Raw genomic sequence first — 13,984 nt, 5'->3', positions numbered from 1 at the left:
GCGCCGTCGACTGCGGCGACGAGGATCGGGACGGCAGCCTCCGGGGCATCCGCGACCGCGGATGCTGCGAGGACGAAGGCGTGCCGGAACATGGGACCGATCATTCACGAGACCCCTGCCGTCCGTCGAACGGTTTTCAGGGCGGCGGACGGCTCCCGTGCGCCGGGCCATGCGGCGATCACCGGCATCCGTCCGCTAATGTCACCGAATGCTCGATGCCACCACCCGCTCTGGGGGCACCGCCACGGCCTCTCCCCGGGCCGCCGCCACCGAGCCGGCCGCCGCCGTCCCCGCGGCCCCGCCGGTCCCGGTCGTCCCGGCCACGTCTGCGTCCGCCTCTCCCGCCCGCTGGGCGCGTGTACTGCTGTCCCCCTGGGCACGGCTCTGTCTGCTTCTCGCCCTGCTCACAGCGGCCGGAGTGTCCGTGCTGCTCTTCGAGCCGCAGCGGCTGCTGGCGCACGGCTGGCCGCCCCAACTGGGCGGGGTCGCCGCGGCGTTGGCGTTCGCGGCGGCGTACGGCCTGTGCACGGTGGCGTTCGTGCCGCGGCCGCTGCTGAACCTGGCCGCGGGCGCCCTGTTCGGGTCGTACCTGGGCCTCGCGGCGGCGCTGGCCGGCACGGTCCTGGGCGCCGGGGCGGCCTTCGGCCTCGGCCGCCTGCTGGGCCAGGACGCGCTGCGCCCGCTGCTGCGCGGCCGGCTCCTGACGGCGGCGGACGGGCAGCTCAGCCGGCACGGATTCCGTTCGATGATGGCGGCCCGGCTCTTCCCGGGCGTCCCGTTCTGGGCCGCCAACTACTGCGCCGCCGTCTCCCGCATGGGCTGGACGGCGTTCCTGCTCGCCACGGCCCTCGGTTCGATCCCCAACACCGCCGCGTACGCCGTCGCCGGTGCCCGCGCCTCCGCACCGACCTCTCCGGCCTTCCTCCTGGCGATGGCCTCCATCGTGGTGCCGGCCGTGCTCGGCACCGCGGTCGCCTGGCGCAAGCGCCACCACCTGCGGCGCCGCTGAGGGCACCGCACGCGTACGCGTGCCCGACGACCGTTCGGAGCGGCATCCGGGACGCGTACGCGTGACCGAGTCCATACGGCCGCTGTAGCCGTCCGGTAGCGCAGTGTCAGTCCTTGCCCCTAGGCTGTGGCCATGTTCCCCGATTCAGTGGCCTCTGGTTCCGTGCGGTCCGCCGCCGAGCTGAATGAGCAGATCCGGTCGCTGTGGCTGCGCTCAGGCGGGTCCCTGTCGGCCCAGGAGCGTGCGGCGTACGAGCTGCTGGTGATCGAGTGGGCCGCCGCGATGAGGGACGAGCTCATCGCGGCCGCCTGACGTCCCCGGTCCACGGGCGGTCGCCGCACCGAGCCGGGCCGACCGGTCCCTGCGGCCCGGTTCCGGCTCAGCGTCCGCCCGACACCCGCAGTACCGCTCCCGTCGTGTAGGAGGCGTCAGGTGACATCAGCCATGCGACGGCCGCGGCGATCTCCTCCGCCCGGCCCGCCCGGCCCAGCGGGATGTTTCCGGCCGCGCGCCGCACCCGGTCCGGGTCGCCCATCGCCGTGTGCATCTGGGTGTCGATCATGCCGGGCGCGACCGCGTTGACGCGGATGCCGTCCGGGCCGAGCTCCTTGGCCAGGCCGACGGTGAAGGCGTCCACGGCGGCCTTGGTCGCGGCGTAGTGGACGAACTCCCCGGGGCTGCCGAGTGTGGCGGCCGCGGACGACACGTTCACGATCACGCCGTTCTTCCGGGGCGCCATCAGCTGGGCCGCACGGCGCGAACACAGCAGTGTGCCCAGGAGGTTGACGTCCACGACGCGGCGCAGGTCGGCGGTGTCGGTGTCGGCGAGCCGGCCCAGCGGTCCGCTCACCCCGGCGTTGTTCACCAGTCCCGTCACCGGCCCGAGCCGCTCCTCCGCCATCTCGAAGAGCCGCTCGACGTCCGCCTCCACGGAGGTGTCCATGCGTACGGTCACCCCGCGCGCCCCGGCCTCGAGCACCTCGTCGGCCACCGCCTCGGCGGCCGCGGTGTCGTCGACGTACCCCACGACCACGTCGTGCCCGTCGGCGGCCAGCCGCCGGCAGATCGCGGCCCCGATGCCCCGGCCACCGCCGGTGACGACTGTCACGAGACGTTTCATTGAGACCTCCGCAGCACCGAGCGACCACACCCCATGTGATCATCCTAGGACCGCTGCCGCCCGTGCGCGGAGGCAAGGATTCAGCGTTCCTCTCCGGCCCTCCGGACGCGATCTTCCGGGGCGCCCGCGGGACGCGCACACTGGAGCCATCCGGGGGTAGGAGGGCACCGTATGAAAACGTTCGATCGGTGGCTCACCTCCCCGTGGCGGCGCTCGGTGCTGGCCGCGCTCGCGGGTGCCCTGTTCGTGTTCGCCTTCCCCGCGCCGTCGCTGTGGTGGTTCGCCTACGTCGCGCTGGTTCCGTGGATCCTGCTGGCCCGTTCCGCTCCGACCGGGAGGCGGGCGGCGTACGACGGCTGGTTCGGCGGGCTGGGGTTCATGCTGGCCGTCTTCCACTGGCTGCTGCCGAACCTGAACGTGTTCACCGTCGTGCTCTCCGCGCTGATGGGCCTGCTGTGGGCGCCCTGGGGCCGGCTGGTGCGGCGGTTCCTGGCGGGGACGCCCTCGCCGGGGCGGGCGGCGGCCGCGCTGGTCGTGCTGCCGTCGGCGTGGCTGGCGGTCGAGCTCGTCCGGTCCTGGCAGGCGCTGGGCGGGCCGTGGGGCATGCTGGGCTCCAGCCAGTGGCAGGTGCCCCCTGCGTTGCGGCTGGCCTCGGTGGGCGGAGTGTGGCTGCTGAGCTTCCTGGTGGTGGCCGTCAATGTGGCCGTCGCACTGCTGGTCCCCCGGCAGACGGTCGCGGTCCGCGCGCCCCGGGTGACCGCGGTGGCCGGTCTCGCGGCCATGGCCGCGGCGACCTCCGCGGCGTGGGTGTGGGCGCCGCGCCCCGACGTCGACGGCCACGCCCGGATCGCCGTCGTGCAGCCGGGCGTCGTGGCCGGCATCGAGAGCGGGCAGCGGCGGTTCGACCTGGAGGAGCAGCTGACCCGCCGGCTGGTGGGGCAGCACCCCGACCTGGTCGTCTGGGGCGAGAGCAGTGTCGGCTTCGACCTGGGCCACCGGCCGGACCTGGCGCGGCGCGTAGCGGCGCTCTCCCGCGAGGCCGGCGCCGACGTGCTGGTCAACGTGGACGCCCGGCGCTCGGACCGGCCGGGCATATACAAGAGCTCGGTCCTCGTCGGACCGGACGGCCCGACCGGCGAGCGCTACGACAAGATGCGGCTCGTCCCGTTCGGCGAGTACGTCCCGGCCCGCTCGGTGCTCGGCTGGGCGACCTCCGTCGGCCGGGCCGCGGGCGAGGACCGCGGGCGGGGCACCCGGCAGGTGGTGATGAACGTCGGCCACGGCCTGCGCGTCGGCCCGATGATCTGCTTCGAGACGGCCTTCCCCGACATGAGCCGGCACCTCGCGCAGGACGGCGCGCGGGTGCTGCTCGCGCAGTCCTCGACGTCGACCTTCCAGCAGAGCTGGGCTCCCGAGCAGCATGCCTCGCTGGCCGCGCTGCGCGCCGCCGAGACCGGGCGGCCGATGGTGCACGCGACGCTGACGGGCGTGTCCGCCGCGTACGGCCCGCTCGGGCAGCGCGTCGGCTCCTGGCTGGGCACGGACGAGGGCACCGCGCGCGTGTACGACGTGCCGACCGCGCACGGCGTCACCCTGTACGTCCGCTTCGGCGACAGGCCCGCGCACGGCGCGCTGCTGGTGCTGGCCGTGCTGGGCGCGGCGGAGAGCGTGCGGGCGCTCAGGCGGCGCCGGAGCGCTCCAGAACCGTCCGTACCACCCGTTCGCACAGTTCGTGGGTCTCCAGCGCGTCACTGGCGCTGAGCACCTTCCCGGCGCGTACGGCGTCGAGGAAGAACAGCACGGCCTGCTCGATGCCGCGCTGCCGGGCGACGGGCACCCAGTCGCCGCGCCGGCGCACGGTCGGCTGCCCCTTGTGGTCGACGGTCTCGGCGAGGTTCACCACCTGCCGTTTGGTGTCCTGCCCGGAGACCTCGAGGATCTCCTCCGCCGAGCCGCTGAGCCGGTTCATCACGCCGAGCGCGGTGAATCCGTCCCCGGCGAGCTGCAGCACGACGTGGTGGAGCAGGCCGTCACGCACACGCGCGCGTACGGTGACGTCGTCGACCTGGCCCGGCACCAGGAACCGCAGGGTGTCCACGACGTGGATGAAGTCGTCGAGGATCATCGTGCGCGGTTCCTCGGGCAGTCCGACGCGGTTCTTCTGCATCAGGATCAGCTCGCGGGGATGGTCGGCGCACTGCGTGTAGCCGGGTGCGTGGCGCCGGTTGAAGCCGACCATGAGCGAGACGCCCCGCTCCTCGGCGAGCCCGACCAGACGCGCGGAGTCGGCGAGTTCGTAGGCGAGCGGCTTGTCCACGTACGTCGGCACGCCCGCCTCCAGGAGCCGGGTGACGATCTGCGGGTGGACGGCGGTGGGGGCGTGCACGAAGGCGGCGTCGAGGCCCTGGGAGAGCAGGGAGTCCAGGTCGGCGTGGCGCCGCTCCGCGGGCAGGTGCAGGCTGTCGGCAACCCGCCGGAGCGTCTCGGGCGTCCGGGTCTGCAGGTGCAGGTCGATCCCGGGTTGGAAGCCGAGCACCGGCAGATACGCCTTCTGCGCGATGTCGCCGAGTCCGATGCAGCCGACCTTCACCTGGGCTCCTTCACCGCTCCGCCGTGCCTGACTGCACGGCAGCATACGGGGGCTGCGGCGGACGCCAGTCGGCGATGTCGTCGAAGCCGCGCAGGAGCAGGTCCGGGCTGATCCTGGACAGCGCGGCGATCGCGCTGTCGCGCAGGGCGATCCCGGCGCGGTTGCGCATGAGGTCCAGCCGCGCGGCCCTGACGGCCCGGCGGGCGACCGCGGTCGTGCGGGGCAGCCGGGCCGCGGTGTGGGCGGCGAGGTCGTCGGCGTGGTGGGCGAGGACGACGGCGTCCTCGATGGCCTGGTTGCCGCCCTGCCCGAGGGTCGGCGGCATGGCGTGGGCGGCGTCGCCGATCAGCACGGTCCGGCCGCGGTGGTGGGTGGGCAGCGGCCGGGCGATGTGGTGGACGTCGTGACGCAGCACATCCTCGGGGCGGGCGGCGGCGAGAACGGCGGGGATCGGGTCGTGCCAGTGCCCGAAGCGGCGCAGGAGTTCGGCCTGCTCGTCATCGGCCGCGCGCTGTCCGGCGGGCGTGACGGCGGCGGCGTACGCGTAGACCCTGCCGTCCTTGAGCGGGTGCGTGCCCCAGAGACATCCCCTGCCCCAGGTCTCGTGGGAGGCGAACTCGGCGCCGGGCACGGGGACCACGACCCGCCAGGTGGTGAATCCGGCGTAGACGGCACCGGGATGACCGGGGAACAGCGTGCGGCGCACGGCGGAGTGGACGCCGTCGGCGGCCACCACCAGGTCGGCTTCCAGGTCGCCGTCGGGGGTGCTCACGCGGGCCGGGCGGTGGTCGTCCCCGGGGTCGGCAAGGCGTGCCTCGGCGGCCGTACGGACGGTGCCGGGCGGGAGGAGCGCGGCCACGGTGTCGATCAGGGTGGCCCGGTGCAGCAGAACGAGAGGGCCGCCGAACCGCTCGGCCGCCGCGGCGGCGTCCGTCCTGGCGATCCAGCGGCCGGACGGGCTGCGCAGTCCGCCCTCGCCCTGCCAGGCGGCGAGATCACGGATCCGGTCGCCGACGCCGAGGACGTCCAGGGCGCGCAAGGCATTCGGGGAGAGCGAGATGGCGGCGCCGACGGGCTCAAGGGAGGGCGCCCGTTCCAGCACGGTGACCTGCCGCCCACCGAGGTGCAGGGCCGCGGCCGCGGTGAGTCCTGCGATACCGCCTCCGATGACGACGGCGCGTGGCTGCTCGGGCATGGCTCCTCCTGCACAGGGGGACTACATCTGTAGTGGACCGGTGGATTCGACGATACTACGGACGTAGTGCCAGTCACCAGGGGTGCAGTCGCCGGGTAGGTTGATCTCCATGTCCGCACGTCCCGAGAGCGCTCAGCGCGCCGATCTCGTCGCCGACACCGCGCTCGCTCTGGTCGCCGAGCGCGGGATGCGTGGTCTGACGCACCGGGCGGTCGACGAGAGGGCCGGGTTGCCGCAGGGCTCGACGTCGAACCTCGCCCGCACCCGGCAGGCCCTGCTGGAACTGGCGGTGCGGCGGCTGGCCGAGCGTGAGGCGCGGGTGCTGGCGCTGCACGAGATGCCCGACCCGCGCACCGGAGGTCTCGACTCGCTGGTGGACGGACTGGCACTGGCCACCCACCGCGCCCTGACCCGCAACCGGGCCCTGACTCTCGCCCGCTACGAACTCTCCCTTGAGGCCACCCGCCGCCCGGAGCTGCGCTCCCACTTCGACGCGGCGGGTGCCCGTTTCCGCGACCAACTCGGCGCGCTGGTCTCGGCGATGGGCTCGACCGCCCCGGAGCGGCACGTACTGTCCCTGGTCGCCTGGGCGGACGGGCTCATGTACTCCTGCGTGGCGGGGTCCTTCCACGCACGGGTACCGGAGCTGGACGAACTGCGCGCGGGGCTGCGGGAGTTGCTGGAGGGGATGTTCGGCACCGGAAAACCCGTGGTGTAACGGCCCGGGTGCGGGCCAAGATCAGGGCATGACGACCGAGCGACGACAAGAGCCCGCCACGAACGCCTCCGAACGCGCCATGCTGGAAGGCTGGTTGGACTACCACCGGCAGACGCTGGCGTGGAAGTGCGAGGGCCTGACCGACGAGCAGTTGCGCACCGCGTCCGTGGAGCCCTCCGAACTGACCCTGATGGGTCTGGTGCGGCACATGGCCGAGGTGGAGAGGCACTGGTTCCGCAATATGCTCCTACTGGACGACCTCGGACCGATCTACTTCAGCGAGCAGGACCCGGACGGCGACTTCCACGTCACCGACGCGGACACCTGGGCGGAGGCGTACGCCACCTGGCAGTCCGAGATCGAGACCGCCCGCCGGAACGCCGCGGGCCACGGCCTGGACGAGCTGTCGCAGGGCAAGAGCAGGCGCACCGGCGAACCGTTCAACCTGCGGTGGATCTACACCCACATGATCGAGGAGTACGCCCGGCACAACGGGCACGCCGATCTGCTCCGCGAGCGGATCGACGGTGCGAGCGGGGACTGAACCCGGCACCCGGCGTCAGCCGCGGGCGCGGTGGCACACCCCTTACGGGGCCCAGGATCACCCGTCCGTGGCATCCTCCGCCCGACCGCGTTCCGATCACGCTCCGGACCCAGCAGAGTTGCGCGGGTGCATCGTACGACGACCACCGCAACGCTCCTGGTCTCCGTGGCCGTCTCGGCCCTCTCCGGCTGTGTCACGGTCCAGCGGCCGCCGGCGCCCGGCCCGGCGGCGGCCACCACCCCGCTCTCCGTACCGAGCCCGGACGGCAAGGCCGGACACCCGGCCGTGCAGGCGCCCGCCCGCGAGGCCCTGGAACGCATCGGCGACCCGCGCCATTCCTCCACCCCGGCGACACCGCCCCGAATGCCGTCCGAGGCGGCGCCGCCCGGCAAGCGGCAGCCCCCGGCACCGGCCCACTCCCCCGCCCGGCCCCCGGCGCACGCGGCCCCCCGGCACCCACGGCCCGCGTCCCCGCCGCGCGCCCACCACCCCGGCGCCAAGCACGCCCTGCCTCCGAACACGGATTTCTGCGCCCTCGGCCGACAGTACGGCGGCTGGAAACCGGACAGCCCGGAGACCAGAATCTGCCACCAGACGTACGACCGCTGACACCGGAGCCGCCGGGATTGCGAGCGGCCGGGACCCCGGGCCCGGCCTACGAGCGCTGCCGCGGTGGGCCCCCCTGGGACGGGCCTGGTCCGTCCTCGCCCAGTCGCAGTGCGAGGCGCTGGATGGCCGAGCGGACGCCGTCGCCGTAGCTGTCGCGGCCGAGCGCGCCCGCCGCGGTGCGGGCGTGGTGGAGATGGTCGCGGGCGGCCTCGCGGTGGTCGAGCTTCGCGTAGTCGGCGGCGAGGTTGAGGTGCAGGGACGGGTACAGGGCACGGGCCGCGGGCGCGCCCTCGCGCTCGGCGCGCCGGTCCCCCGTGAGCTCCTGGGCCGCCAAGAGCGCCCTGAGATCCCAGGCCAGCTCGTCCGCGGGATCGTCCTGGGTGTCGGCCATGTAGTGGGCCAGCGTGCAGCGGTGCAGCGGGTCGCCGTCCTCGCCGATCTCAGCCCACAGGGCCAGGAAGCGGCCCCGGGCCTCCTCGCGGTCCCCGGCGTGATGCAGCAGGACGCCCTGCCCGATCCGTGTCAGCACGGCGTCCGACGACGCCTGCTCCTGTCGCTCCACCACCGCACGCCCTCCAGATCTGTCCCCGGCCCACGCCTCCGCCCACGACGCTAACCGCGACCGCCGCCGATCAGGGCGCCCCCGCGCCCACGTCACCCCAGGTTCGGGATCCGCCAGTCGATCGGCTCGTGCCCCTGCCCTGCCACCGCCTCGTTGATCTGCGTGAACGGACGGGAGCCGAAGAACTTCTTCGCGGACAGCGGCGACGGGTGCGCACCCTTGATCACCACATGCCGGGTCTCGTCGATCAGCGGAAGCTTCTTCTGCGCGTAGTTGCCCCACAGGACGAAGACCGCGGGGTCGGGCCGGCCGGCCACCGCGCGGATCACCGCGTCGGTGAACCGCTCCCAGCCGCGGCCCTTGTGGGAGTTGGCCTCGCCACCGCGCACCGTGAGCACCGCGTTCAGCAGCAGCACGCCCTGCCGCGCCCACGGCATCAGGTACCCGTTGTCCGGGATCGGCGTGCCCAGCTCCTCGTGCATCTCCTTGTAGATGTTGCGCAGCGACGGCGGGACCTTCACCCCGGGGCGCACCGAGAAGCACAGACCATGACCCTGACCCTCGCCGTGGTAGGGGTCCTGACCGAGGATCAGGACCTTCACCTTGTCGTACGGCGTGGCGTCCAGCGCGGCGAAGACCTCCTCGCGCGGCGGGTGGACGGGGCCCTTCGCCCGCTCCTCCTCGACGAACTCGGTCAGCTCCTTGAAGTAGGGCTGCTGCAGTTCGTCGCCCAGAACCCCGCGCCAGGACTCGGGCAGCATGGCGGTGTCGGTCACGTCAACGTCCTCACGATGTGCGGTCACTTCCAGTTCTCAGAACCTACAGGCGACCACTGACAACGGGCTCCGCCCGGGAGAACGCCCCGCCTACCAGCTGGTCTTCCGGGAAAGCTCCCACATCATCATGATCGTCGACGGGTCGAGCGCCCGCTCGCCGCCGGAGATGTCCTCGCTGGCGCCGACGTAGACCTTGCCCTGCCACAGTGGCAGCAGCCGTGCGTCGTTCACCAGGATCTGCTGCGCCTGCTGGAACTGATCGACCACGTTCGCGCGGTCGGCCTCGCGGCGCGACTCGGGGAGCAGTTCCTTGGTGATCTGCGGCGCCGGGTAGGGCGTGCCGAGCGCGTTCTGCTCGCCCACGAACGGGGCGATGAAGTTGTCGGCGTCGGGGAAGTCCGGGAACCAGCCGCGCCCGAACACCGGGTACTCGCCCTTCTGGTAGCCCACGACGTACGTCTTCCAGGGCCGGCTCTTCAGCGTGATCGTGAACAGGCCGGAGCCGTCGAGCTGCCGCTTGAGCTCCTCGAACTCCTTGGCCGTCTCCGAGCCGTAGCGGTCGGTGGTGTACCAGAAGGTCAGCGGGACCTTCCCGGTGATGCCCGCGTCAGTGAGGATCTTGCGGGCCTTGGCGACGCTGGGGTCGCCGAAGTCGTCGAAGAACGCCGTGGTGTGGCCGGTGAGGCCCTTGGGGACCATGGAGTACAGCGGGTCGACCGTGTCGTCGTAGACGTTGTGCGCGATGGCGGCGCGGTCGACGACCTGCGCGACGGCCTTGCGTACGGCCGGCCTGGCGGACCAGCGGTCCTTGGGGTTGAACACCAGATAGCTGATGTCGGTGCCGGCGCCCTCCACGAGCTGGAGGTCCTTGGTGTCCTTGCGCTGCAGGGAGATGATGTCGTCGGCGCCCAGACCCCGGTAGGTGACGTCGATCTGCTTGTCCCGCAGCGCCTTGACCATGGCGGCGGAGTCCTGGAAGTAGCGGATGGTCACCGCGTCGTTTCTTCGGTCGGCGAACCCCTTGTAGCGGTCGTTCCTGACCAGCTCCGCCTTCTTGCCCTCGTCGTACTCCTTCAGGGAGTACGGTCCGGAACCGTCGACCTCGTTGTCCTCGCGCAGCGAGCGATCAGGGTAGTCGTCGGGGTCCACGATCGACATGGCAGGTGTGGCGAGCACGAAGGGGAAGGTGGCGTCGGGCTTGTTCAGCTTGAAGACCACGTCCCGGTCGCCGGTCACCTGCACCTGGTCCAGGCTGTCGAGCAGCCCCGCCGGGCCGCCGGCCACGTTGATGGTCCTGATCCGGTCGATCGAGTACTTGACGGCTCGCGCGTCCAGCGCGTGCCCGTCGGCGAACCTCATGTCCGGACGCAGTCGGCAGCGGTAGGTCTGGTAGCCGCTGTCGGTGAACTCGCAGCGCTCGGCGGCGTCCGGCTGGGGCGTGGTCGCGCCGTCCGGATAGGCCAGCAGGGTCTGGTAGATGTTCCGGAAGAGCTCCCAGGAGCCGTCCCAGGAAGCGGCCGGGTCCAGGGTGCTGGGGGCGCTCGTGGTCCCGACGACGATGGGCCCCTTGCCCTCCGGGTCGCCGTGGGAGAAGGCGCCGCAGCCGGCCACCAGGGACATGGCCGCGGTCACCACCGCCGGCCGCAGGCATCGGTTCCGGTTGGACACGCGCACGCTCCTCGATCTGCCATACCAAGGGGTCGGGGTCGGCAGACCATACCGCAGAGCCCCATCCGCTGAACCTGCTTCGGAGGGGGCTCTTGATCGGTTCGAAACATGACGACGTTGTCATTCCGGCGGACGCGTGCCGGCCGTCGGCGCGGCCGCCGATTCCGCCGCCCGAACATCGACGAAGCCGTATGTCGACGAAGGGACGAAGAGACGGAATCGGCGCCCGGCGCGCCGCGCGCAACCGGTCCGCCGGCGGGTCAGCCCACCCCCGCGTTGAGGAAGATGCCGCCGTCGACGACGAGCGTCTGGCCCGTGACCCAGTCGGACTGCGCGGAGGTGAGGAACGCGGCCGCGCCGCCGATGTCGGAGGGCACGCCGAGCCGGCCCAGCGGGTAGGAGGCGGCCGCCTCCTCCTCCCGGCCCTCGTACAGCGCCTTGGCGAACCTGGTCTTCACCACGGCCGGCGCGATCGCGTTGACGCGCACCCTCGGCGCGAACTCGTGCGCCAGTTGCTGGGTCAGGTTGATCATCGCCGCCTTGCTGACGCCGTAGGCGCCGACGAACGGCGAGGCCGACAGGCCCGCGACCGAGGCGATGTTCACGATCGCGCCGCCGTTGTCCTTCTGCCAGGCGTGCCAGGTGCGCTGGGCGAAGCCGAGCGCGGAGACGACGTTGGTCTCGAAGACCTTGCGCGCCACGTTCAGGTCGAGGTCGGCGATCGGTCCGAACACCGGGTTGGTGCCCGCGTTGTTGATCAGGAAGTCGACGCGGCCGAACGCCTCCATGACGCGCTCGACCGCCTCGGCCTGGTGGGCCTCGTCGTGGGCCTTGCCCGCGACCGCGAGGGCCCGGTCGGAGCCGAGCCTCTCCACGGCCTCCTTCAGGGCGTCCTCGTTGCGGCCGGTGATGCACACCCGGTCGCCCCGGGCGACCAGCGCCTCGGCGATGCCGTATCCGATGCCGCGGCTCGCGCCGGTGACGAGGGCGACCTTGCCGGAAAGTTCAGTCATGTCCGTGATCCCTAGTCGAGCGGCCCGCCGGCCACGTACAGCACCTGGCCGGAGACGAAGCCGGCCGCGTCGCCGGTGAAGAAGGCGATGGCGTTGGCGATGTCCTCCGGCTCGCCGACGCGCTGCACCGGGATCTGGGTGGCGGCCACGGCCTTGAAGTCCTCGAAGCCCATGCCGACGCGCTCCGCGGTGGCCTTGGTCATCTCGGTGGCGATGAAGCCGGGTGCGACGGAGTTGGCGGTGATGCCGAACTTGCCGAGCTCCTTGGCGAGGGTCTTGGTGAAGCCCTGCAGACCGGCCTTGGCCGCCGAGTAGTTGGCCTGGCCGCGGTTGCCGAGCGCCGAGGACGACGAGAGGTTGACGATCCGGCCGAAGCCGGCGTCCACCATGTGCTTCTGGCAGGCGCGGCTCATCAGGAAGGGGCCGCGCAGATGGACGTTCATGACGGTGTCCCAGTCCGAGACGCTCATCTTGAACAGCAGGTTGTCGCGGAGCACACCCGCGTTGTTGACCAGGATGGTGGGCGCGCCGAGTTCCTCGGCGACGCGCGCGACCGCCGCCTCGACCTGTGCCTCGTCCGAGACGTCGGCGCCGATCGCGACGGCCTTGCCGCCGGCCGCGGTGATCTTCTCCACGGTGTCCTTGCAGGCGGCCTCGTCGAGGTCGATCACGGCGACCGCGCGTCCCTCGGCGGCCAGCCGTACGGCGGTGGCGGCGCCGATGCCGCGCGCGGCACCGGTGACGACGGCGACCCGCTGCTCAGTGGTGGACATTGGTGCTTCTCCTCGCCCTTGAGAGAACCTGATCTACGGTGAGCGACCGCTTAGTACCTCTGGTGGATGCGACGCTAGAAGCCGTGGCACCCGGTGTCAACGGCCCTCCGGGTGCATGTGATCCATTACCTCACCAGAAGGTCCAGCAACCGCTCGGCCTCCGCGGCCGGGTCGGTGGTCAGTCCGGTGTGCACCGGACCGGGCTGGACGACGGTGGAGCGGGGCGCGACCAGCCAGCGGAAGCGCCGCCCGGCGTCGTCGCCCGCGGCCTGCCCGGCCGCCGCTCCCCCGGCGCACACGCTCTCGATCGCGGCGAGCGCGGCGCGCACGCCCGCGACGTCCGCGTGCGGGTCCAGGGCCAGCAGCCGGGACTCGTCCAGGTGGGTGCGGGCGCCGACGTAGGCGCGGGCGCGGCTGTAGACGAGTACGCCCGCGTTGACGCACTCGCCGCGCTCGACGCGCGGGACGACGCGCAGCAGGGCGTACTCGTAGACGTCGCGGTCGTCCGTCCGGCCGGCCCGGACGATGTGGCGGTCGCCCGCGCGGCCGCCTCCGGCGAGGTGACGCTCGTTCACCGTGCCTCCTCGATGCCGTGGATGCGCTCGTGGATCACGGCGGCCCGTGCGAGCAGCGGTCGTGCGTAGGCCCGCCGCAGGTCGTCGGGCGTGTCGAAGCCGGGCTCACCGGTCAGCCAGGCGTCCGGGACCTCCGCGGTCACCTCGGCGAGCAGGTCCTCGGTGACCAGGGGCGCAAGCCGCTCCGCGGCGGCGGCGACGTCCGGCGCGAAGGGCGCGAGGACGTGGTCCGAGGCGTCGTACGGCCGGCCGGCCGAGGCCTGCGCGCCGGGCCAGTTGTGGTGCCAGATCATCGTGGCGCCGTGGTCGATGAGCCACAGTTCACCGCGCCATCTGAGCAGGTTGGGGTTGCGCCAGGAGCGGTCGACGTTGTTCACCAGCGCGTCGAACCAGACGATCCGGCCCGCCTCCTCGGCGTCCACCGGGAAGGCGAGCGGGTCGAAGCCGAGCGCTCCGGAGAGGAAGTCCATGCCGAGGTTGGTACCGCCGCTGGACCTGAGCAGTTCCTGCACCTGTTCGTCGGGTTCGCCGAGCCCCAGCACCGGGTCCAGGTCGACCGTCACCAGGCCGGGCACCCGCAGTCCCAGCCGGCGGGCGAGTTCCCCGCAGACCACCTCGGCGACGAGCGTCTTGCGGCCCTGTCCGGCGCCGGTGAACTTCAGGACGTACGTCCCGAAGTCGTCGGCCTCGACGAGCCCCGGCAGCGAGCCGCCCTCACGCAGCGGGGTGATGTAGCGGGTCGCGATGACGTCCTTGAGCACCGCCCCACTTTACCGGTGCGGCGCCGGTGCGTTCGGCGGCCGGCGGATTCACCGCCGGCCGGGGTCCAGGG

The 13,984-nt window shown here is 72.5% G+C and carries 16 protein-coding genes; 6 read left to right on the top strand and 10 right to left on the bottom strand.

Annotated features, from left to right (window positions below):
* Positions 1 to 208: 208 nt before the first annotated feature.
* Both CG719_RS04985 and CG719_RS04980 read left to right on the top strand, forming a co-directional pair.
* Positions 209 to 1,009, top strand: coding sequence for a TVP38/TMEM64 family protein (locus tag CG719_RS04985; RefSeq protein WP_100567264.1), 801 nt, complete (start codon positions 209 to 211; stop codon positions 1,007 to 1,009).
* 132 nt (positions 1,010 to 1,141) lie between these two features.
* The gene (locus tag CG719_RS04980; RefSeq protein ID WP_100567590.1) at positions 1,142 to 1,321 is read left to right on the top strand and encodes a hypothetical protein; all 180 of its coding nucleotides are present in this window, start codon (positions 1,142 to 1,144) and stop codon (positions 1,319 to 1,321) included.
* Positions 1,322 to 1,388: 67 nt separating this feature from the next.
* Here CG719_RS04980 and CG719_RS04975 read toward each other — a convergent pair whose 3' ends face one another.
* Positions 1,389 to 2,129, bottom strand: a complete 741-nt coding sequence (locus CG719_RS04975) for an SDR family NAD(P)-dependent oxidoreductase (RefSeq protein WP_100567263.1) — start codon at positions 2,127 to 2,129, stop codon at positions 1,389 to 1,391.
* 171 nt (positions 2,130 to 2,300) lie between these two features.
* Here CG719_RS04975 and lnt point away from each other — a divergent pair, with 171 nt between their 5' ends.
* Positions 2,301 to 3,890: an apolipoprotein N-acyltransferase gene (lnt, locus tag CG719_RS04970; RefSeq protein WP_100567262.1), complete on the top strand. Its 1,590-nt coding sequence runs from the start codon at positions 2,301 to 2,303 to the stop codon at positions 3,888 to 3,890.
* Here lnt and CG719_RS04965 read toward each other — a convergent pair.
* Both CG719_RS04965 and CG719_RS04960 read right to left on the bottom strand, forming a co-directional pair.
* The gene (locus CG719_RS04965; RefSeq protein WP_100567261.1) at positions 3,808 to 4,719 is read right to left on the bottom strand and encodes a Gfo/Idh/MocA family protein; all 912 of its coding nucleotides are present in this window, start codon (positions 4,717 to 4,719) and stop codon (positions 3,808 to 3,810) included. The two genes, lnt and CG719_RS04965, sit on opposite strands and share 83 nt — an antisense overlap.
* Before the next feature lie 10 nt (positions 4,720 to 4,729).
* On the bottom strand, positions 4,730 to 5,914 hold the full coding sequence (locus tag CG719_RS04960; RefSeq protein WP_100567260.1) for an FAD-dependent monooxygenase: 1,185 nt from the start codon (positions 5,912 to 5,914) through the stop codon (positions 4,730 to 4,732).
* Between the two features lie 109 nt (positions 5,915 to 6,023).
* Here CG719_RS04960 and CG719_RS04955 point away from each other — a divergent pair, with 109 nt between their 5' ends.
* The 3 genes from CG719_RS04955 (at position 6,024) to CG719_RS04945 (ending at position 7,785) form a co-directional block, all read left to right on the top strand.
* Positions 6,024 to 6,632 (top strand): TetR/AcrR family transcriptional regulator, encoded by a 609-nt coding sequence (locus CG719_RS04955; protein ID WP_100567259.1) that lies wholly within the window; start codon positions 6,024 to 6,026, stop codon positions 6,630 to 6,632.
* 28 nt (positions 6,633 to 6,660) lie between these two features.
* Positions 6,661 to 7,176, top strand: a complete 516-nt coding sequence (locus tag CG719_RS04950) for a DinB family protein (RefSeq protein ID WP_100567258.1) — start codon at positions 6,661 to 6,663, stop codon at positions 7,174 to 7,176.
* Positions 7,177 to 7,302: 126 nt separating this feature from the next.
* A complete protein-coding gene (locus CG719_RS04945) occupies positions 7,303 to 7,785 on the top strand; it encodes a hypothetical protein (protein ID WP_100567257.1) in 483 nt (160 codons plus the stop codon).
* Between the two features lie 46 nt (positions 7,786 to 7,831).
* Here the strand turns inward: CG719_RS04945 and CG719_RS04940 are convergent, their stop codons facing one another.
* From CG719_RS04940 to CG719_RS04910, 7 genes are all read right to left on the bottom strand, one after another.
* Positions 7,832 to 8,350 carry a hypothetical protein gene (locus CG719_RS04940; RefSeq protein ID WP_100567256.1) on the bottom strand — a complete coding sequence of 173 codons (519 nt, stop codon included), beginning with the start codon at positions 8,348 to 8,350 and terminating at the stop codon, positions 7,832 to 7,834.
* Between the two features lie 89 nt (positions 8,351 to 8,439).
* A complete protein-coding gene (locus tag CG719_RS04935; protein WP_100567255.1) occupies positions 8,440 to 9,123 on the bottom strand; it encodes a uracil-DNA glycosylase in 684 nt (227 codons plus the stop codon).
* Positions 9,124 to 9,213: 90 nt separating this feature from the next.
* The gene (locus CG719_RS04930; protein ID WP_100567254.1) at positions 9,214 to 10,791 is read right to left on the bottom strand and encodes an ABC transporter substrate-binding protein; all 1,578 of its coding nucleotides are present in this window, start codon (positions 10,789 to 10,791) and stop codon (positions 9,214 to 9,216) included.
* A gap of 260 nt (positions 10,792 to 11,051) precedes the next feature.
* A complete protein-coding gene (locus CG719_RS04925) occupies positions 11,052 to 11,804 on the bottom strand; it encodes an SDR family oxidoreductase (protein ID WP_199836522.1) in 753 nt (250 codons plus the stop codon).
* A gap of 11 nt (positions 11,805 to 11,815) precedes the next feature.
* Positions 11,816 to 12,577: a 3-oxoacyl-ACP reductase FabG gene (fabG, locus tag CG719_RS04920; RefSeq protein ID WP_100567252.1), complete on the bottom strand. Its 762-nt coding sequence runs from the start codon at positions 12,575 to 12,577 to the stop codon at positions 11,816 to 11,818.
* A gap of 125 nt (positions 12,578 to 12,702) precedes the next feature.
* Positions 12,703 to 13,104, bottom strand: coding sequence for a DUF3037 domain-containing protein (locus CG719_RS04915; RefSeq protein ID WP_234375469.1), 402 nt, complete (start codon positions 13,102 to 13,104; stop codon positions 12,703 to 12,705).
* Positions 13,105 to 13,148: 44 nt separating this feature from the next.
* Positions 13,149 to 13,913 carry a HipA family kinase gene (locus CG719_RS04910; RefSeq protein WP_100567250.1) on the bottom strand — a complete coding sequence of 255 codons (765 nt, stop codon included), beginning with the start codon at positions 13,911 to 13,913 and terminating at the stop codon, positions 13,149 to 13,151.
* Positions 13,914 to 13,984: the final 71 nt, after the last annotated feature.

This window comes from Streptomyces sp. CB01373, assembly GCF_002803075.1.
Lineage (GTDB): Bacteria > Actinomycetota > Actinomycetes > Streptomycetales > Streptomycetaceae > Streptomyces.
The sequence above is the reverse complement of the archived record's forward strand: the minus strand, read 5'-3'. Positions and strand labels throughout refer to the sequence as shown.

Excerpts from the sequence above, each read along its gene's own strand:
- CG719_RS04985 (WP_100567264.1), top strand. The coding sequence starts at position 209 with ATGCTCGATGCCACCACCCGCTCTGGGGGCACCGCCACGGCCTCTCCC.
- fabG (WP_100567252.1), bottom strand. The coding sequence starts at position 12,577 with ATGTCCACCACTGAGCAGCGGGTCGCCGTCGTCACCGGTGCCGCGCGC.
- CG719_RS04960 (WP_100567260.1), bottom strand. The coding sequence starts at position 5,914 with ATGCCCGAGCAGCCACGCGCCGTCGTCATCGGAGGCGGTATCGCAGGA.
- CG719_RS04980 (WP_100567590.1), top strand. The coding sequence starts at position 1,142 with ATGTTCCCCGATTCAGTGGCCTCTGGTTCCGTGCGGTCCGCCGCCGAG.
- CG719_RS04975 (WP_100567263.1), bottom strand. The coding sequence starts at position 2,129 with ATGAAACGTCTCGTGACAGTCGTCACCGGCGGTGGCCGGGGCATCGGG.
- CG719_RS04925 (WP_199836522.1), bottom strand. The coding sequence starts at position 11,804 with ATGACTGAACTTTCCGGCAAGGTCGCCCTCGTCACCGGCGCGAGCCGC.
- lnt (WP_100567262.1), top strand. The coding sequence starts at position 2,301 with ATGAAAACGTTCGATCGGTGGCTCACCTCCCCGTGGCGGCGCTCGGTG.
- CG719_RS04955 (WP_100567259.1), top strand. The coding sequence starts at position 6,024 with ATGTCCGCACGTCCCGAGAGCGCTCAGCGCGCCGATCTCGTCGCCGAC.
- CG719_RS04950 (WP_100567258.1), top strand. The coding sequence starts at position 6,661 with ATGACGACCGAGCGACGACAAGAGCCCGCCACGAACGCCTCCGAACGC.